The 20,211-nt window shown below is 65.8% G+C and carries 6 protein-coding genes and 1 tRNA gene; 6 read left to right on the top strand and 1 reads right to left on the bottom strand.

The features are described 5' to 3' along the window. The first annotated feature begins 9 nt into the window (after nt 1-9). The 6 genes from V8J55_RS11855 to V8J55_RS11830 all read left to right on the top strand — a co-directional run bounded on the left by V8J55_RS11855 (nt 10) and on the right by V8J55_RS11830 (nt 5,735). A complete protein-coding gene (locus V8J55_RS11855) occupies nt 10-1,056 on the top strand; it encodes a rod shape-determining protein (RefSeq protein WP_037514947.1) in 1,047 nt (348 codons plus the stop codon). 17 nt (nt 1,057-1,073) lie between these two features. Then, on the top strand, nt 1,074-1,991 hold the full coding sequence (mreC, locus tag V8J55_RS11850) for a rod shape-determining protein MreC (protein ID WP_336445861.1): 918 nt from the start codon (nt 1,074-1,076) through the stop codon (nt 1,989-1,991). After that, entirely contained in the window at nt 1,988-2,509 is a 522-nt protein-coding gene (locus V8J55_RS11845) for a rod shape-determining protein MreD (RefSeq protein ID WP_336445860.1), read from the top strand. Before mreC ends, V8J55_RS11845 begins: the two co-directional genes overlap by 4 nt. 18 nt (nt 2,510-2,527) lie before the next feature. Then, nucleotides 2,528-4,435 carry a penicillin-binding protein 2 gene (gene mrdA, locus V8J55_RS11840; RefSeq protein ID WP_336445859.1) on the top strand — a complete coding sequence of 636 codons (1,908 nt, stop codon included), beginning with the start codon at nt 2,528-2,530 and terminating at the stop codon, nt 4,433-4,435. Then, the gene (gene rodA / locus V8J55_RS11835) at nt 4,432-5,538 is read left to right on the top strand and encodes a rod shape-determining protein RodA (RefSeq protein WP_037514941.1); all 1,107 of its coding nucleotides are present in this window, start codon (nt 4,432-4,434) and stop codon (nt 5,536-5,538) included. The genes mrdA and rodA overlap by 4 nt, the downstream gene beginning before the upstream one ends. Before the next feature lie 121 nt (nt 5,539-5,659). Beyond that, nucleotides 5,660-5,735: transfer RNA gene (locus tag V8J55_RS11830), tRNA-Lys, on the top strand. 370 nt (nt 5,736-6,105) lie between these two features. On the opposite strand, the gene V8J55_RS11825 is transcribed toward V8J55_RS11830, so the two are convergent. Further along, entirely contained in the window at nt 6,106-19,857 is a 13,752-nt protein-coding gene (locus tag V8J55_RS11825; protein ID WP_336445858.1) for an autotransporter-associated beta strand repeat-containing protein, read from the bottom strand. Nucleotides 19,858-20,211 lie beyond the last annotated feature (354 nt).

Genomic DNA, 20,211 nt, shown 5'->3' with positions numbered 1-20,211 from the left:
GCAGTATCGATGTCCTTCTTTTCTCGCTGGCTTAAATTCAACTCCCAAGACATGGCTATCGACCTCGGCACCGCGAACACGGTCGTGTACGTGCGCGGCAAGGGCATCGTGCTGAACGAGCCTTCGGTCGTCGCGGTCGAGACGCTGAACGGGATCAAGCGAGTGAAGGCCGTCGGCGACGACGCCAAGCTGATGATGGGCAAGACCCCCGACAGCATCGAGGCGATCCGTCCGCTGCGCGACGGCGTGATCGCCGACATCGACGTCGCCGAACAGATGATCAAGCACTTCATCACCAAGGTGCACGGCGGCAAGCCCAATGCGTTCCGCAGCCCCGAAATCGTGATCTGCGTTCCTTCGGGATCGACCAGCGTCGAACGCCGCGCGATCCGCGACGCCGCGTCGAACGCGGGCGCGAGCGAAGTGTGGCTGATCGAGGAACCGATGGCCGCCGCGATCGGCGCCGACATGCCCGTCACCGAACCGATCGGCTCGATGGTCGTCGACATCGGCGGCGGCACGACCGAAGTCGCGGTGCTCTCGCTCCGCGGCCTCGCTTACACCACGTCGGTCCGTGCCGGCGGCGACAAGATGGACGAAGCGATCGTCTCTTACGTTCGCCGACACCATAATCTGCTGATCGGCGAAGCGACCGCCGAGCGGATCAAGAAGGATTTCGGCATCGCGCGCATTCCCGCCGATGGCGTTGGCCTGACGATCCACATCAAGGGCCGCGACCTTGTCAACGGCGTGCCCAAGGAAATCTCGATCAACCAGGCGCAGATCGCCGAAGCGCTGTCCGAACCGATCGGCACGATCGTCGAGGGCGTCCGCATCGCGCTGGAAAATACCGCCCCCGAACTCGCCGCTGACATCGTCGATCAGGGTATCGTGCTCACCGGTGGCGGCGCGCTGATCGCCGAGCTCGACGAACTGCTCAAGGATGCGACCGGCCTGCCGGTCACCGTCGCCGAAGACCCGCTGACCTGCGTCGCGATCGGCACCGGCCGCGCGATGGAAGACCCCGCCTTCCGCGGCGTGTTGCAGCAGGCCTGATCGAAGGCTTCTGACACATGGTCCGCCCGGCACATCGACGTCCGGGGCAATCCCGAAAGGCTCAGTACAGCCTGTTCGTTGCCTATGTCATCGCGGTGACAGGGGCGGTGGCGGGTCTGTTGCTGGCGATCCTGTCGGTCGTTGATCCCGTCGGCTTCGCCCAATTGCGTGTGGCGAGCCAGGAAATCGCCGCGCCCGTCGCGCGCGCGTCGCGCTCGGTGATCGGGTCGATTTCGGGCATCGACGATACGGTCGGCGCCTATGTCGCCGCTGGCACACAGAACCGGCGGCTGCGCAAGGAGCTTGCCGACACGCGACGCGAGCTCGTCGCGACCAGTTCGCTGCAGGAAGAAAACCGCCAGCTCAAGGCCTTGCTGAAGCTGCAGGAAACCGACAAGACCGCGCTCGCCAACGGTTATCTGCTCACCTCGACCTCGACGAGCAGCAAGCGCATCGCGCTGCTCAGCATCGGGCGCAATCTCGGTGTTGCCGCGGGCCAGCCGGTGCGCGGCGCCGACGGGCTGATCGGCCGCGTGCTCGGCGCCGGCCCATCGGTGTCGCAGGTGCTGCTGCTCACCGACGTCGACAATATCGTTCCCGTGCGCCGCGCGCGCGACGGGCTGCCCGCGCTCGCCAGCGGCCGCGGCAACGGCGACCTCGACGTCCGCACGCTCAACATCGCGAACAACCCGTTCAAACCGGGCGACATCCTCGTCACCTCGGGCACCGGCGGGCTCTATCCGCCCAATATCCCCGTCGCGATCGTCGTGCGGCGCCAGGACGACGGCGCGCTCGCCCGCCCGCTCGCCGACCCGGGCAAGGTCGATGCGGTGTCGGTGCTGCGCCCCTACACCCCCGACAATATCGAGGCGCAGGGACTGCCTGGCCCCGCAACGCCCACTGCCGCCGCACCGGCCGCCACCAAAGCACCATGAAGCAGAAGGGTCCGCGCCTCGGCGAACCGGCATCGCTGTGGCGGATGCGCTTCGTTCCGATTGCGAGCGTGATGTTCGCCTCGGCGCTGCCGCTGATGCTGCCGCTGATCGCCAATTCGCCGGTGCTGCCGCCGCTCGGGCTGCTCTTCTTCCTGTGCTGGCAGCTGCTGCGCGCCGAAATGTGGCCCGTGTGGATCGGGCTGCCGCTCGGCCTGTGGGACGATCTGTTCAGCGGCGCACCGATCGGCACCGCGATGGGGCTGTGGACAGTCGCCAGCATCGCGATCGCCTATTCGTCGCAGCGCATCTATTGGCGCGGCTTTTTTCACGACTGGGCGATTGCCGCGGCGTCGGTCGCGATCATTCAGTCGCTCGCCGCGCTGATCACCCACCCGCATGCCGCGACCGGGCGCGTGCTCGGCCTTGTGGTGCCGCAGATCATCGTCTCCGCCCTGCTCGTCCCGCTGTTCATGCGTCTGACCGGCAAGTTTGACAATTTCCGCCTGAAACGCCGATAGACTGGTTCCAACCCCCTAATGCCGACGAAGAAGAAGAGTCCGCCGATTACCGAAGCCTGGAGGGGCATTACCTTCACCCGCCGCGCGCTGGTCGTCGGCGGCGCACAGGCCGCGGTCGGCGTCGCGCTCGCGGCGCGCATGGCCTATATTTCGGTGGTCGACAATGATCGCTATGTCCTTGAATCGGAAAGCAACCGCGTCAATCTGACGCTCGTTCCGCCGCGTCGCGGCTGGATCGTCGACCGCAGCGGCAAGGCGCTGGCGAACAACCGCGTGAGTCTGCGCATCGACATCATTCCCGATCGCCTGCACAACAAGGAACTGGTGCTGGGACAGCTCCGGACCTTGCTGCGCCTCGACGGCGACACGATGGAACGCATCAACCGCGACCTGAAGGCGGCATCGGGATTTCAGCCCGTCGCGATCAAGGAGGACATGACCGAGGCCGAGTATAGCTCGATCCTCGTCCGCCTGCCCGAACTGCCCGGCATCGCGCCGCAGCGCGGCTTTGCCCGCAACTATCCGACCGGCGCGGCGGTCGGCCATCTGATCGGCTATGTCGGCGCCCCGAACGCCGAGGAATATCAGAAGGCCAAGGATCCGCTGTACATCACGCCGGGGTACAAGATCGGCAAGGACGGGCTGGAGAAATATTTCCAGGACATGCTGAAGGGCCAGCCGGGCGCGCGGCGCGTCGAGGTGACCGCGCGCGGCAAGGTCGTCCGCGACCTGTCGACCCAGCCCGACGTGCAGGGCAAGACCGTTCATCTGACGATCGACGCCGATCTGCAGGAATTTGTCGCGCGGCGCATGGGACGCGAGTCGGGCGCGGCGGTCGTGATCGACTGCCAGAACGGCGACATCCTCTCCTTCGTGTCGATGCCGAGCTTCGATCCGAACAGCTTTTCGGACGGGATCAGCAGCAGCGAATATGCCTGGCTGCGCGGCGACGATCACCAGCCGCTGATTAACAAGGCGACGCGCGGGCTCTATCCGCCGGGATCGACGCTGAAGCCGATGGCCGCGATCGCCGCGGTCGAACATGGCGTGGACCCGAGCGAGCGCCACACCTGCGTCGGCGGCTATCGCCTCGGTAGCCGCTTCTTCCGCTGCCTCGGCACGCACGGCAGCCTCGACATGCCGTCGGCGATTATGAAGAGCTGCAACAGCTATTTTTACTGGCTCGCGCACCGGCTCGGCTATGACGCGATGGCCCCGACCGCGCGGCTGCTCGGACTCGGCGAGGAATATCAGCTCGCGGGCAGCAACCAGCGCTTTGGCACGATCCCCGACAGCGCGTGGAAGATGAAGAAATATGATCAGGAATGGTCGGCGTCGGACTCGCTCAACGCCGTCATCGGACAAGGCTATGTGCTCGCCAATCCGCTCCAGCTCGCGGTGATGGCGGCGCGGATCGCATCGGGACGCCGGCTTTACCCGCGCCTGATCAACCGCGAGTTCAAGAATGAGCCCCTGCCCTTCTCGCCCGAAGCGCTTGCCGTCGCGCGCCACGGCATGGACCTTGTCGTCAACGGCGCCGGCACCGCGGTGCGCAGCCGCCTGCCGCTCGACGGCATCACGATGGCGGGCAAGACGGGCACCGCGCAGGTGCGCGGGCTCGGCACCGGCAACGGCAAAAGCGGCACGTGGAAATTCCGCGATCACGGCCTGTTCGTCGGCTTCGCGCCGGTGGTTAACCCCCGCTATGCAACCGCCGTCGTCATCGAGCACGGCATGGGCGGATCGCGCGCCGCGGCGCCGGTGGCCAAGGATTTCATGACTTTCCTCTTCGACCGCGAAAAGGCGATGGAAGCGCTCACGACCTTCGAGGCCGGCTGGGGCGGCACGATCAAGGAACGCATGGACCGCGACTATGCGGCGTGGAAGGCGGGTGCATCAAAGCCCGATCCGGAGCTCGCGCAATGATCCCCGTGCCACCCGCCATCCAACGCATCCCGTGGAAACTGATCGCGATCCTCGCGGGCATCACCGGTTTCGGCCTGCTCGTCCTCTATTCGGCCGCGGGCGGCAACTGGTCACCGTGGGCGCTCAACCAGGGCGTGCGCTTCCTCGTCTTCCTCAGTGTCGCGCTGGTGATCGGCCGCTTCCCGATCCGTATCTTCGAGGACTTCGCCTATATCGCCTATATCGGCATCCTGATCCTGCTGATCGCGGTCGAGCTGCTTGGCTTCGTCGGCGGGGGCAGCCAGCGTTGGCTCAACCTCGGTTTTATGAACCTCCAGCCGTCGGAATTGATGAAGGTCGCGATCGTCATCGCGCTGGCGCGCTTCTATGCGCAGCTTCCGCCCGGCAACACGCGGACCTTCACCGCGCTGTGGCCCGCGATGGTGATGATCGGCCTGCCGGCCGCGCTCGTCATGCTGCAACCCGACCTCGGCACCGCGCTCGCAATCTGCATCGGCGGGGTCGTGGTGATGTTCGTCGCCGGCCTGCCCTTCTGGTGGTTCGGCAGTACCGCGGTGGCGGGACTTGCGGCGTTGCCGGTCCTCTTCTCCTTCCTCCACGATTATCAGCAGAAACGCGTGCTGATCTTCCTTGATCCCGAAAGCGATCCGCTTGGCGCCGGCTATCATATCAGCCAGTCGAAGATCGCGATCGGATCGGGCGGCATCGGCGGCAAGGGCTTCCTCAACGGGTCGCAAAGCCACCTCGACTATCTGCCCGAAGGCCACACCGACTTCATCTTCGCGACGATGGCCGAGGAATGGGGGCTGATCGGCGGCCTCGCGCTACTGTTCGGCTTCTTCCTGCTGCTGCGCTGGTCGACGCGCGTCGCGCTCAAGGCACGGACGCGTTTCGGACAGCTCACCGCCGCCGGCCTCACGATGACGATCTTTTTCTATATCGCGATCAATCTGATGATGGTCATGGGTCTCGCCCCCGTCGTCGGCATTCCGCTACCGCTCTTTTCCTATGGCGGTTCGTCGATGCTGACGATTATGACGTGCGTCGGCATCATGCTCGCGATCGAAAACGACAGCAAAACGGGCACGCGCCGCTTTCATTGAGAAAAAACTTGGCAAAAAGGCATCGGGGGCATTGCCATCCCCCCAGAGCCATGATAGCGGGCCGCTCGCTTCGCAGCAAAGAGGACAACTCTTCGCAGCCTGGCATGCCTGAAATGGCAGTGGACGCATAGCTCAGTTGGTAGAGCAGCTGACTCTTAATCAGCGGGTCCTAGGTTCGAGCCCTAGTGCGTCCACCATTTCTTTCAAAGACTTAGCCGCCACCTTTGAGCGATTTCATAACCGCTACGAATGCCGAGCAAGCACGCAACCACCTGCATGCGTGCATTCTTATCGAACATTATAAGTTGCTTAAGCCGATCGTCCAGGCTTGAATTCAGGGAAAAATGTCACGTCGCGGCCCGCTTTTTTGATGAAGCGCGCCATAGCTTCAACGCTGGGCGCTTCTCCTCCTGTTCCTCCTGTTCGGATCTGCGTGCAAACGAGATGCTCTAGCGTGGCGGCCATTGGCCGCTTGGAGACGATCCGCCTCTGGCCCTCAACGATGAAGAGCGGACGCCCCGGGAGGTCCGAGGCGTCCGCTCTCTCGCGAGTCCAAACGACCGCAGCTTAGAACCGCACCCGGAAACCCGCGGTGCCCTTGACGTTGTAGCCCGCACCGAAGTCGGCGATCGCCGTGTCGCCCGATACTTCGGTGTACAGGGTGAAGCGGTCGTCGCCCCAGCTGTAGCTGCCGCCGAGACCGAGTTCGCCCGTCAGGCGCCGATCGCGGTTGGCGATCGGCGTTCCCGATACGTCGGCCTCGGCGCCGTCGAGCCATTCATAGCTGAGGTTCATCACGGTGTAGAGGCGCGTACGGCGCGTGTCGCCCGACCGGCCCTTCCAGCTCGTCTGATGGTCGATCGCCAAGCCCCAGCGCGTCTTCAGGCTCTCGCCCTTCGCCGCCGAAACCGCGGCTTCGGCCGGGTCGGCGAACCGGTGGAAATCGACCTTGGCATAGCTCATCTGGATCTGCGGCGTGATGCTGAGGTTGCGGCCGAGCTGGGTCTGCTTGCCGAGTTCGAGGCTGAACGCCTGCCCGTCGCCCTTGTTGCCGCGAGCAAGCGATCCGAGGACGTTCGATTCCAGGTCGCTGTCGAACCAGCTCAGCTTGACCTGCCCGTCGACGTAGAAGCCCTTCGGCCCGTACCAGGTCATCGTCGCGCCGACGCCATAGCCCTGCGTGTCGATCGTGCCGTCGCCGAATATCGACGTCACGGCGCTGTCCGCCTTGCCATAATGCGCGGTCAGCCCGCCGACGAGCGCCGCGCTGTCGCGACGCGCTGCCAGCACCGCATCGAGGCCGAGCTGCGCCTGCCACTGGTCGACCTTGCGGTCCGCGCCGCTGGTCGAGACCAGGGCTTCGGGACGCTGGCGTTCGGACTCGAAGCGGCCCCAGAGGCCCGCACCGGCGATCGGCGAGGCGGCCCACGACCGGTTGCCGACGCGCTGTTGCAAGGTCGGCAGACGGTTCAGCGACTGCAGCGCCCCGACATAGGCTTCGTAGACGGGCACGCCCGGCTGATAGAGCGGTCCTTCGGGTTCGCCGATCGCATCGAGCCGCGCCGAACGCAGATACCAGTCGCCGTCCTGCGGGGTCGCAACGCCGTTCTTGAAGAGGCGATAGCCATAAGCGCCCGCAATTACCGCCTGCTGGCCGTCGAACAGATAGTCGCCATCGAGCGTGAAACTGCCGTTCGATGCACCGGCGACATCGACGATCTTGATGCCCTCGACGGTCTGCGCGCCCAGCCCGCCGCGGTTGATGATCGTCACGCGCGTATTGCCCGAGGTCGCGCCGTTCACGACCAGCCGATCCGCCGGCGATGCATCGCCGCCAAGCTCCGCCTCGATCTCGAGCGCCCCGCCATTGCCGTTATAATCGCCCGCCACGGTCAGCGTGCCGATGCTGCGGCCTGGCGCGACGACGCCCGCATTGACGATGCTTCCGACACGTCCGTCGCCTTCGAGACGTCCCGCCGAACCGACGTTAACCGTACCGCCAAGGCTGCCCTGAACCGCGAGCATGCCGCCCGCGACCGCCGTGCTACCGCCAAAACCGCTATTGTCGGCGGTGACAAGCAAGGTGCCCGCACCATTTTTGGTCAATGTGCCGGTGCCCGAGAAGAGGCCATTATAGGTGAACACCGTATCGGCAGCGGCGCTGATCGCCCCGCTGCTCGCGACGACTATGTCGCGCGCGCTGGAGACGCTCGCGCTTGTTTCCAAGGTTCCGCCGTCGAGCGTCACGTCGCCGCTTGCGGCACCAAGGTTGGCATCGCTCGAAATACGGAGCACGCCGCCGGTGATCAGCGTGCCGCCGGCATAGCTGTTCGTGCCGCCGAGAATAAGCGTCCCGGCATCGGACTTGACAAGCTGCGCCGCTCCGCCGAGCGCCGAATTGATCGTCGCGGTAAAGCCCGCGCCTGCGGTGCTGCCGTCGCCGACACGGATCGTCGCGGTTGCATCGGTCAGCTCGATACCGCCGCCGGTGATCACATAATTGTTCGCCGCGAACTGCATGCCCACGACCGATACCGCGCCGAGGCTATTGTCGACCGTCACCGTACCGCCGGTGCCGCCGAAGATGGCGAAGGCACCGTCGGCATAGCCCGCGTTCGCCGCGCCGTCTTCGCCGGTCCAATTGTCATTGCCGCCGTTCGCCTGCCAGACGCCGTTGCCGCCGTTGATCGCGCCATTATTCTTGGGTCCGGCCGCGCCGTCCCAGAAGTTGAGCGCCAGCCCCGCCGAATTGACGAGGTTGACCTGCCCGGCGACCGACGTCTGCACGACCGCGTTCGCACCCGCCGGAATCGTACCAAGGGTGACGCCGTTATCGGTCAGCGCGCCGCCATAGTTGAACATGCGATAGATGCCGATGTCGAACGCGCCGCCTGCCGGAACGCCGACATTGAGGACGCCGTCGAGCACCAGATCGCCGCCGACGTTGACGAGGTCGTTGAGCGCACCGCCCACGACCCCAGCCTCGCCGAACTCATAGGCGAGCGTCGCGGTCGGACTGATCGTCAGGTCGCCGTTGATCGTTAGCGTGCCCGCACCGCCCACGCCCGGCGCCAGCGTGCCGGCGAGAGTCACGTCGCCTCCGATAATGCCGGTGCCGCCCAGCGTCGTAAGCTGATTCATGGTCACGCGGCCGGTCGCCGCGCCATAGTCGCCGTTCACGAACAGCGCGCCGTCCGCGACCCCGATGCCGCCGGTCTGGCTGCCGGTGCCGGCGAGCACCAGGGTGCCGGCGCCGAGCTTGCCGATCAGACCTGCGCCGGTGAGATTGCCGGTGAGCGTGAGCGTCGTGCCCGCTTCGGTGGAGAAGGCGCCCTGGCCGACGAGATCGACCGCGCGTGCCGAGGTCAGATCCGCAGTGGTGTTGAGCGTGCCGCCGTTGAAGCTCAGCCCGCCCGACGCGGCGCCCAGATTGGCGTCGGAGGCGACCCGGATCGTGCCGCCGTTGAACGCCGTGCCGCCGGTGTAGCTGTTGGTGCCGGTGAGCTCGAGCCTGCCGACGTCGGTCTTGACCAGCTGCGCGCTGCCCGTGATCTCCGAACTGATGATCGCGATGTATCCGAGTCCGGCGGTGGTGCCGTCGCCGACGCGGATCACCGATTGCGGACCGGTCAGCGTGAGCGCATCGCCCTGGATTCGATAGTTCGTCGTCGCGAACTGGAGCCCCGAGGCGGTGACCGTCCCCAGGCTGTTGTCGATCGTGACCAGGCCGCCAGTGCCGGCGAAAATCGCGAAGGCGCCGTTGTCATAGCCCGCGTTCACGGCACCGGTCGCCTCGGTCCAACTGTTGTCCAGCGCGGTTCGCCACATGCCGCCACCGCCGTCGACGGCATTGTTGAACTTGTTCGTACCGGCGCTGCCGTCCCAGAAGTTGAGCATCGCGCCGTCGGTGTTGATCAGATTGACCTGGTTGGCGACCGCGGTCTGGACGAACACGTCGGCGCCCGCCGGCATGGTGCCGATGGCGAGCCCGTTGTCGGTCAGCGCACCGCCATAGTTGAAGACGCGGTAGACCCCGGGACCGAAGTTGCCGCCCGCCGGGACCGTCACATTGATCGTCCCGTCGAGCACGAGATCGCCGCTGACGTCGACGAGGTCGTTGAGCGCGCCGCCCGCCACATTGGCCTGGCCAAACTCGAAATTGAGCGCCGCGCCGCCCGCGAGGGAAAGGCCGCCGTTGATCGTCAACGTGCCGGCCCCGTTCACGCCAGCCGCCAACGCGCCGCCGTCGGCTATCGCCACATTGCCGCCGATCGTGCCCGCCCCGCCGAGCGTGCCGCCGAGCGCAACATTAACCGCGCCGCCGAGGCTGCCAACGCCGCTCTGGTCGCCAACCAACAGGGCGCCGCCCGAAACGGTCGTGGTTCCGGTGAAACCGGAGCCGTCGCCGTTCAATATCGTCGTGCCGGCAAGCTGTTGGATCGCGTGCGCGCCCGCACCCTGGCTGTCCAGCCCAGCCGAGAACAGATAACCGGTATCGGTGTGGTTGAAGACCAATGTGCCATCGCCCTCCCCGAAAGTCAGCATGGGAGTGTTCAGCGCGCCCGCCGCCGCCGGGCCTTGTCCGGCTGCGGCCCCGATATTGATGACGCCCTGGCTACCCGCGACATCCCCGATCGCGGAGAAGTCGCTCGAGACGACTTGCGCGCCATTCGCGATGGTCAGCTCGCCATTGCCGTAATTGCCGACGAACATTGCTCGCGCCGCAATGGTGGAACCCGCGCCGGATGCGATGACCGAACCGCGGGAACCGACGTCTGCCCCGACGCCGAAAGAGCCGAACAGGTTGATCACCTTCGCACCCGCATTGACGGTCAGCGACCCCTCGCCGCCGACACCCACGCGAAGATTGTCGGAACTGGTCCAGGTCGAGCCCGCGCCGGAGACGGTGACGATGCCGGTGCTGCCCGCATCGACCCCGACGAATCCGTCGACGTTCGAAACACTCGCCCCGTTTTCGATCGTAAGGAGTCCGGTGCCGCTGTATCCGACATAGATATGGTTGGCGTTGGTCCAGCTTGATCCCGGTCCGGAGACGGCGACTTCGCCCGTCTGGCCGGCTACGTTGCCGATGAAGCCCCGGAAATTTGAAACGCTGCCGCCGTTGGTGATCGACAGTCGTCCGTCATTGACTGTGGCATTCCCGGCGAAACCGCTGCTGCCGCGCAGGGCAAGCGTGCCCGCCCCGGTCTTCACAAGGCTGCCGCTGCCCGAGAATGCGCCGTTCATCGTCAGCGTCGTGCCTGCGTCAGTGAGGAACCTACCCGTGCTGACGAGATCGACAGCGCGGCCCGACGTCATATCTGCGGTGCTATGGAGCGTGCCGCCGTCGAAGCTGAGTCCGCCGCCCAGGTCGCCGAGGTTGCTGTCTGCCGAGATCTGGAGCGTGCCGGCGTTAATCGCGGTGCCGCCGCTATAGGTGTTGGCGCCGGTCAGGACCAACGTGCCGAGATCGCTCTTCACCAGCTGTGAGGCGCCGGCGAGCATGCTGTCGATCGTCGCGGTATAGCCCGCCCCGGCGGCGGTGCCGTCGCCGACGCGGATCACCGATTGCACCCCGGTCAGGACGATGGGGTCGCCGCCGATGACATAGCCATCGCTTGCGAACTGCATCCCCGAAGCGGTCACGGTGCCGAGCGAGGCGTTCACGGTTACCGTGCCGGGCTGACCAGAGAACACCGCGAACGCTTCATCCGTAAAGGGCGCGTTGGCGGAACCGTCAAATTCGGTCCAATTGTCGTTGCCGCCGCTGGCCTGCCACAGGCCGTCGCCGCCCGTGATCGCGCCATCGTTCTTCGCGCCGGCGACACCGTCCCAGAACCGCATGGTGAGACCGGTGGTGTTGACCAGATTGACCTGGTTCGCGACCGAGGTCTGGACGAAATATGCGGGATCGACATCCAGCCCGTTGTTGGTCAGCACTCCGGCATAGTTGATAACGCGATAGACGCCCGGATCGAAGCTGCCTCCTGGGCTCACCGTCACGTTGAGCGTGCCGTCGAGGGTCAGATTGCCCCCGACCTCGATCAGGTCGTTGAACGCGCCGCCGACGACGTTGGCCTGCCCGAAATTATAATCGAGATTGGCGCTGAAGGAGGTGAAGAGGTCGCCATTGATCGTCAGCGTTCCGGGCGCCGCGCCGAGATCGCCGGGCGCGATACGCCCGAAGACCTCCACTGCGCCGCCGATCACACCGCGGCCACCCAGCGCACCGCCCGCCATGACGCTGATCCGCCCGGTCGCCGCCGACTGGTTGCCGTTGACGATAATCATGCCGCCATTGATATGGGTCTGGCCCGAATGGGCATTGTCGGCGGTCAGGATCGTCGTGCCTCGGCTGGAAATAATCTCGCCCGTGCCCGACATCCGCGTTGCAAAGACATAATCACTGTCGATGTGATTGAAATTGACCATGTTGGTGGCCGCTGCGAAGGTAAGCTCGGCCGCATCGAGGATGCCCGCGCGCTTGCCCACCGGAAGCGATTGGAAGTCGCCGATATAGAGCACGGCATTGCCGGGTCCCATCGCGAGCGTTCCACCGCCGACCCGGACCACGCCGCCGTCGCCGATGGTGACGGTTCCGTTCGACCCCGCATCCTGGGCAATCGTCAGAACGCCGCCCGCCGTCACCTGCGCGCCGTCGGTTACCGTGAGCGCGCCGGTGCCGGTTCCGCTGCCGATGACGAGGTCGCCGGTCGTGGCGAAGCTGGAGCCGGCGCCCGACACCAAAAGATTCGCGTCCTGCGGTGCGGCCCCGAAGACCGCCGACGCAAAGCTTGCCGCGCCGCCCTGGTCGACGGTGAAATCGCCCGCGGTCATCAGCAGCGAGCCGTTGCTAGTCCAGTTGGAGCCGCCGCCCGTGATCGCGACCGCGATCGGATTGGTGGTGCTGCTGGCCATACCGATCTGGCTGACGCTGCGGGTGCGCAGCGTCCCGCCCGCGCCGACCGTCAGGCTGAAGGGGGCATTGAAGCTCGTGCTCCCCCGGATCCCGCCCGCTATGTCGGCGAGCGAATTCGCGCCGGTGATGTTGACCTGGGTCGATGCGCTAACAGTGCGCAGATCCAGATCGCTCGCCCTGATTCGGAGCGTGCCGCCGTCCGTCACGTTCACGATTGTCGAGCCGGCGAAGGGAATATTCCCTCCCCCAACGGCGGTCGTGCTGAAGACTGTGTTCGCACCGTCGACAGTCAGCGTCGAGCGGCCCATCGTCGTACTGCCTCCGGAAAAGACGTTCGCCCCGCCCGCGATACGCAGTTCACCGCCCAAGCCGTTGATGGCCGTCCCGCCGCCATAATTGCTGTTGCCGGTCAGCGTGGTCACGCCGGTGCCAGTCATGGAAACGCTGCCGGTGCCGGTGATCGAGCCAGCATAGGTGTAAGCGTTCGAGCGGAAGATAACGAACCGGCCGTTGTTGACGACGTCGCCCACGATCGAGCCGGTGGTGCCGCTGTTGCTGCCGATCTGCAATGTACCCGCAGCAATGGTCGTGCCGCCGGTATAGCTGTTGTCTGCGGCAAGCGCGAGCGAGCCTGCACCAAGCTTGGTCAGCCCGCCACTCCCCGTCATTGCGTTGAGCACACCGTTGGCGGTCGCGGCGTTGGCGATGTCGATCGCGCCGCCGTTCGTGCCCAGATTATATATGTGCACACTGGCGGCGTTGGCGCCCGTCATCCGCAAGGTCCCGCCGTCGAGCGTCACCGCCCCGGCGGCGTTGCCAAGGAAACTGTCATTCTCGACCGAAACCACGCCCCCGCTGATCAGCGTGCCGCCAGTGTAGCTGTTGGCGCCTGTCAGCACGAGCGTGCCGGCGTCGGTCTTGACCAGCTGCGATGCGCCGGTGAGGCTGGCGCTGATCGTCGCGGTGAAGCCCGCGCCCGCGGCGGTGCCGTCGCCGACGCGTATCAGCGACTCCGGCCCGACCAGCGCCAGCGGCGCGCCGTCGATCACATAGCCATCCGCCGCGAACTGCATTCCCGTCGCCGCAACCGCGCCGCCGCCATTGTCGACCGTGACCGTGCCCGGCGCGCCCGCGAAAATCGCAAAGGTGCCGTCGGCGAACGCCGCGTTGATGCTGCCATCGGCGCCGGTCCAATTATTGTCGCCGCCGCCCAAATGCCAGGTGCCGCTGCCGCCGTCGACCGCGCCGTTGAACTTGGGTCCGACCGCGCCGTCCCAGAAGCTCAAGGACAGGCCGTCGGAGTTGATCAGATTGACCTGACCCGCGACCGACGTCTGCACGGTGACATTGCTGCCGGGCGGCATCGAGCCCAGCGCGAGCCCGTTGTCGATGAGCGCGCCGCCATAGTTGAACACGCGATAAAGGCCGCCGCCGAAGTTGCCGCCGGCCGACACATTGACGTTGAGCGTGCCGTCGAGCGTCAGGTCGCCGCCGACATTGATCAGGTCGTTGAGCGGACCGCCCGCGACATCGGCCTGGCCGAATTCGAAGTTCAGGACCGAACCGCCGGCCAGCGCCAGGTCGCCGTTGATATTGAGCGTACCCGGGCTGTTGCCCGGCGCAAGGATACCGCCGCTCAGCACAGTGACGCTGCCGCCGATCGTTCCGCTACCGCCCAGCGTCGCACCCGAAGCGACGGTAAAAAGGCCGGTCGCCGCCGACTGGTTGCCGTTGACCAGCAGCGTACCGGCGTTCACGGCCGTCGCGCCGGAATAGCTGTTGGCGCCGGTCAGCGTCAGAATGCCCGCGCCCGACTTGGTGAGGCCGCCCGCCCCTGAAATCAAGCCATTGAGCAAAAAGGTCGTTCCGGTGTCGGTCAGGATCGTCCCGGCCCCGGTCAGGCTGCTGTTCCGCGCGCTTGCAAAGGACGCGGTCGTGCGCAGCGTGCCGCCGGAAAAATCGAGCCCGCCGGCTGCTGCACCGAGATTCGCGTCGGCCGAAACCTGCAATGTGCCGCCAAGAATCGACGTGCCGCCGGCGTAGCTGTTGATACCGCTCAGCACCGTGGTGCCGCTGCCGATTTGCCGCACCGCCCCGCTGCCCGAGATGGTCCCGGCAAAGGTGTAAAGGTTCGAGCGATTGAACACGAGCAAACCATTGTCGACGACGTTGCCGACGATGCTGCCCGTCGTGCCGCCGTTGCCGAGCTGGAGCGTGCCCGCGTCAATCGTCGTACCGCCGGTGTAGAGGTTCGTGCCAGTCAGGACCGTCGTGCCGGTCCCCGCCTGACGTACCGATCCGGTGCCGCCGATCTGCCCGCCATAGGACAGGAGGTCGCTGCGATTGAAACCGAGCGTGCCGAAATTGTTGACGATCGCGCTGGCGATCGACCCCGTCGTACCGCCGCCGCCGACGAACAGCGTGCCGCCGTTGACGTTGGTCGATCCCGTATAGCTGTGATTACCGGTGAGCACCCAGTTGCCACTATCGTTCTTGGCAAGCGTGGTGACGCCCGTGCCCGCATTGCCGATCGAGCCCGCCAGCGTATTGTTGCCGGTGTTCGTCCCGCCGAGCGCGATCGTGCGCGCCTGATTGATGTTCGCCAGCGTCACCGGCCCGGTGTCGGTGAAGACGATCGCGCCCGTCCCCGACGATTCGATGAAGGTAACCCCCTGCGACAGGGTGAACAGGCGGTTCGTGCTGTCGCCCGCACCGGTATAGCGCAGCGTCGAGCCGTTGCCGATGACAAGGTTCGCTGCGGCAGCCGACGACGCGCCGATGCTGCTCGCGATACCGCCGTCGGCCAGCTTGTCGACGCCGAGGACACCGCCGCTGATCGTTGTGATGCCCGTATAGGTGCTGCCTGGATTGGTCAGAATCCAGGTGCCGGCATCGGTCTTGGTCAGGCGGGTGGCGCCCGTGCCGTTGTTGGTGATCTGCGCGGCGAGGATATTGTTCGCCGTGCTCGTGCCGCCCAGCGTCAGCGTCTGCGCGGTGTTCGCGCTCGCAAAGGTCAGCGGTCCGGCATGGTTGAAGGCGATCGCGCCGGTGCCCGACGCGTCGAGCTTGCTCGCGGTCGAGGCGCCGAGCGTGAACTGCCGGTTCGTGGCTCCGCCGGTGCCGACATATCGCAACGTACCGCCACTCAGCAAAAGATTGTTCGCCGCCGAAGAGGACGAACCGATCGAGCTGTTCGCGCCGCCATCCCCGAGGCAGTCGACCGCGAGCGTGCCGCCGTTGATGACGGTCGTCCCGCCATAGCTGCTCGCGCAGCCCGACAGCTGCTGGAAGCCGTTGCCATTCTTGATCAGACCGCCGCTGCCCGAGATTGCACCGCCGAAAACGGCTGAAGCGCTGCCGCCGTCGGTGATCGTCAGCGTCGCCGCATCGAGGGCGATGTTACCGCCTGCCGTGCCGCCGCCCGTCAAATAGAGGACATTGTTGTTATAGCCATCGAGGTCGAGCAGGACGCCAGCACGGTCGTCGAGCGATACCCAGCCGCTCCGCAAGGCGGTGGTAGACCCGGCCCGCACCGTGCCGGTTATCACCCGCAGGTTGCCGGTCGTGTTATTTACCCCGGACAGCAGCAGCGTCCCCGCGCCATCCTTGTTGAGTTGCCCGGCGCCGGTGATGTTGCCCGAAAATTCGAGCGTTGTCGCGGCGTCGAAGACGTTGAGGTTGCCGTTGCCCGTCATCGCGAAGCCGCGATCGGTCGAAACGCTGGCGCCGGTATAGACGAGCGTGCCGTTCGCGAAAGCCAGGTTGGACGAGGCCGCCGAGGAAGCGCCGATACCGCTCACCTGCCCGCCATTGGCGATGCAATCGATCGAAAGTGTCCCGCCGATCGTCGTGACGCCGGTATAGTCGTTGTTGCAGCCGCTGAGCGTCTGGGTGAAACCGCCAGTACGCGTATAGCCGCCGGTTCCGGTAATCCGGCCCGTGAAAATGCCGCCGCCGCCGCCCGTCGTCAGCGTCCGCCCGCCAAGATCGATCAGCCCGCCGCCGATGACCGCCGCAGCACTGATGTTGAACCCGCCCAGATCCAGCGTCGCGCCGCTGTTCACCGTCATAAAGCGGCCGCCGGCGCCAAAGGCGCGCGCCGACCCCGCGCGCAGGATGCCGGCATTGACGGTGGTATCGCCGACATAGCTGTTCGTGCCGCTGAGGATGAGCGTCCCCGTGCCGTCCTTGAAGAACGCCCCCGCGCCCGTGGCGATGCCGCCGACCGTCAGCGTCGTGCCCGCATTGGCGACATCGATGCCGCCCTGCCCGGCCGCGAGCGTAAAGCCGCGGTCGATCGCGACGGTGCCACCGGTATATTGCAGCCGCGCGCCATTGCTAATGACGAGGTTGGCCGAATCGGCGCTCGCCGCGCCGATACCGCTCGCGACACCGCCGTCGGACAGCGTGCTGATCGAAAGCGTGCTCGACCCGGCGCCCGTCTGGGTGATCGTCGTGACGCCGACATAATCGTTCGCGGCGTTCGACAGGACCAGTGTGCCCCCGCCGGTCTTGGTCAGCCCCGCATCGTCGGGGCTGGTCACCAACCCTGAAAACTCGACCGTCCGCCCCGTATCGACCTGGATCGCACGCTCGCCACCGCCGTTGACAAGCGAAATGCCGCGATCGGTGACGGCATCGACACCGCCGGTGTAGGCAAGCGTACCGCTTTCGATGACGAGGTTCGCCGCATCGGCATTCGACGCGCCGATGCTGCTCATGGTGCCGCCGTTGGCGAGCTGCGTGACTTCCAGCCGGCCACCGCTCAGCGTGGTGCCGCCGGTATAGCTGTTGGTGCCGGTCAGGCGGACGGTGCCGCCGCCGCTCTTGGCAAAACCCGTGGCCCCGCCGTTATTGACGATCGTCGAACCGATCGTGAGCATGCCCGTGCCATTATGCTGGACGCCGAGCGTCCCGCCGCCCGTGCTTCCGGTCAACGAGCCGCCGGTGATGCTCTGGTTGGTAGCGAGCGTGCTGGGCGCGACAATGATCGTACCGTCGATGCCCAGCGTGTTGGCGGCGCCGATCGCGACGGTCGATCCGGTGGCGGCGGTATAGCGCAGGCCGCCGAGTTGAACATCGCCGGTCACCGTCCCAAAGAAGGGCGTGTCGGCCGCGTTCGCGGTATCGCTGATGATATCGCCATTCGCCCAGGTCGCGGCGTCGTCCTTGGTCGTATAATCGCTGGCGTCGAAAGCGATGATGCCCCCGCTTACCACCTTGGCATAGTCGGACCCGTTGATCGTCGCCCAACCGCCCAGCACACCGTCGGTGTTGCTCGTCGTGATCGCGCCGCTGGCCGGCAGGACGAAATTGACCAGCCCGCCCGCGCGCGTGATCGCACCCAGATTGAGGTTGACGATGCCGCCCGCGCCACTGACGGCGCGAACAGTGTTGCTGCCGGCATTGACCGTCAGGCCGTTGAAGCTCTGGCCGTTGATCTCGCCCGCTGCGCCCGTGACCTCGAGCGTGCCGCCCGACAGGCCGAGCGGCGACGATCCCGAAACAATGTCGTTGACCGCGCCGCCGGCGCCCGAGAAATCGAGCGTCAACCGGCCGCCGCCGATCGTTGTCGCGCCCGTATAGCTATTTGTGCCGGTCAGCGTCAGCGATCCCGCGCCGCTTTTCCGCAAGCCGCCGGTCCCGGTGATGCTGCCGCCAAAGACCTGCGCGGTCTTTGCATCGACGGTCAGCGTCTGCGCGCCGAGTGCGACCGTGCCGCCCGTGCCGGTCAGCGACGGCGCGACGAGGTCGAAGCCGCCGAGGTCGAGCGTGCCGCCGTTGACGATCAGGCCGTTCGTGGGCCCGAAGGCCGCGGCGTTCCCCATCTTCAGCGTGCCCGATGTAACGGTAACATTGCCCGTGAAGTTATTGGCACCGCCGACGACCCAGCTGCCGCTGCCGTTCGCAACCAGATTTCCGGCGCCCGAAATCACCCCCGAAAGCCGATTCTCGCCGGCAAAGCTGCCGCCGAGCGTCAGGCTGTCGGCGATACCGCCCGCAACGAACGACATGTTGCCGCTCAAATCGAGCGCCCCGGTTCCGTCGTTCTGGATTCCCGACGTGCCGTGGACCACCCAGTTACGGTTGCTGCTGCTACCCGCACCGACATAACTCAGCGCACCGATGCTGAGGCCAATGGTCGATCCCGCGCCCAGCGAGCTGACGCTCCCAGTGTCGGCGAGCACCGATGCCTTCACCAGACCGGCGACCGTCCCCTGTCCGGTGAATGTGTTGGCGTTACCCAGGGTGACCGTATTTCCCGCAACCCCGTTGAAACCGTACGCTCCACCACTCAGGACACCCAGCAGTTCCATGCTGGCTGTGTCGGCGACAAAGGTGGCGCCAGCCGAAACATCGATATTGCCGGTGATCGAGAGCGTGCCGGTGCCCTGGTTGCGGATGACCGCGTTATTGCCGTTGATGTCCCAATTGCGGTTCGAACTGTCGCCGTCGCCGAGATAGATCAGGCTGTCGCTATACTGGCTCTGTTGATTATAGATGATCGTGCCGTCGGCCACCGTGACGGGCGCGCCGAGCGCGCTTGCTTCGCCGAGGTTACGGAGCGAGGTGAAGCGCGCCGAGCAGGTTCCGTTGCAGCCCGTGAAGATAGTCTGTCCGGTATAGGAGCTGAGGTCGTTGCTCATCGTCACGCCGCTCGCCGCGACGCGGACGTTTCCGTTGCCCGAGATCAGCGCCGAACCGGCACCGGCTCCCTCGAGAATCAGCGTTCCGCCGTCGCCGATCGCGACCGCGCGGCTCGTCGATGCGCCGCCGATCGACAATCGAACCGTCACGCCCGCGGCGGTAACGATGTTGTTGCTCAATGCGCCCAGCGCCGCGTCACTGCTCGCATAAAGGCTACCCGAATTGATCGCGATACCGCCGGTGAAGCTGTTGGTGCCGTTCAGGACCAACCCGCCACCGCCCGCCTTGATCAGGCCGGAGGAACCGGCGATCGTCGAATTGATCGCAGCATTGCCATTACTGAAATTGGTGGCGATCGTGGGCGCCGGCCCGCCCAGCGTCAGCGTGCCGCCGTTCAGCACATAGCCGGCCGAACTGAAGGTGATATTGCCGACCGTGACCGGCACGCCGACGGTCACCGTCCCCGCGGTGCTGCCAAAGATCGCATTATCGAGATCGCCATTGTTCCACGGCTCGGCGAAAGGACCGCTGACACCGTCGCCATTGGGGCTCCAATTGAGGTTGGCGAGGTTCCACGTGCCGGTGCCGCCCGAACCGACCGCGGTGCCATTGGCGTCCCAATAGCGATCCTCGGCCCGCGCGGACAGCGGCGTGCACGCGAGCACCGCCGCGAGCGAGGCTCCGCACAACAGGCGGCGCGACAGCGGTTGAGCTTTGCGCGGGCAGGCGGCGGACACGCGGTCGATCGTCATTATTTTTCCTTCGGGCACGGTTCGGGGTTCGTGAGAGAGTCACGGAAGATGGATTGTCTGGTGGTGGAGGCCGATGGCCATTCGGGGCGGGACGCAACGACCGCAATATCGGGCGCAAGAGCATAGAAAGAAACACGCCAGCCCTGATCATACGCCCCCCAAGGCTGCGGCGCTGCTCGCGAAAAATGAGCCCACCTTCCTACGGCGTGTCTTGCGCCTGCAATGCAAACGCCCGCCCTATCCACCACCGGCCTTCCGCACGCGGGAACGGGTCCCTGCGGAATGCCAGCCTCCCGGCATAACCGGAAGATGGCGCGAGGCGCGGACTACTGAATGAGTTATTATCAAATGGTT

The organism is Sphingopyxis sp. CCNWLW2 (assembly GCF_037095755.1).
Classification (GTDB): Bacteria; Pseudomonadota; Alphaproteobacteria; order Sphingomonadales; family Sphingomonadaceae; genus Sphingopyxis.
The sequence above is the reverse complement of the archived record's forward strand: the minus strand, read 5'-3'. Positions and strand labels throughout refer to the sequence as shown.

What these genes read in the sequence shown, in the direction of transcription:
- V8J55_RS11845 (WP_336445860.1), top strand. Translation starts at nt 1,988, where the DNA reads ATGAAGCAGAAGGGTCCGCGCCTCGGCGAACCGGCATCGCTGTGGCGG.
- V8J55_RS11855 (WP_037514947.1), top strand. Translation starts at nt 10, where the DNA reads ATGTCCTTCTTTTCTCGCTGGCTTAAATTCAACTCCCAAGACATGGCT.
- V8J55_RS11825 (WP_336445858.1), bottom strand. Translation starts at nt 19,857, where the DNA reads ATGACGATCGACCGCGTGTCCGCCGCCTGCCCGCGCAAAGCTCAACCG.
- rodA (WP_037514941.1), top strand. Translation starts at nt 4,432, where the DNA reads ATGATCCCCGTGCCACCCGCCATCCAACGCATCCCGTGGAAACTGATC.
- mreC (WP_336445861.1), top strand. Translation starts at nt 1,074, where the DNA reads ATGGTCCGCCCGGCACATCGACGTCCGGGGCAATCCCGAAAGGCTCAG.
- mrdA (WP_336445859.1), top strand. Translation starts at nt 2,528, where the DNA reads ATGCCGACGAAGAAGAAGAGTCCGCCGATTACCGAAGCCTGGAGGGGC.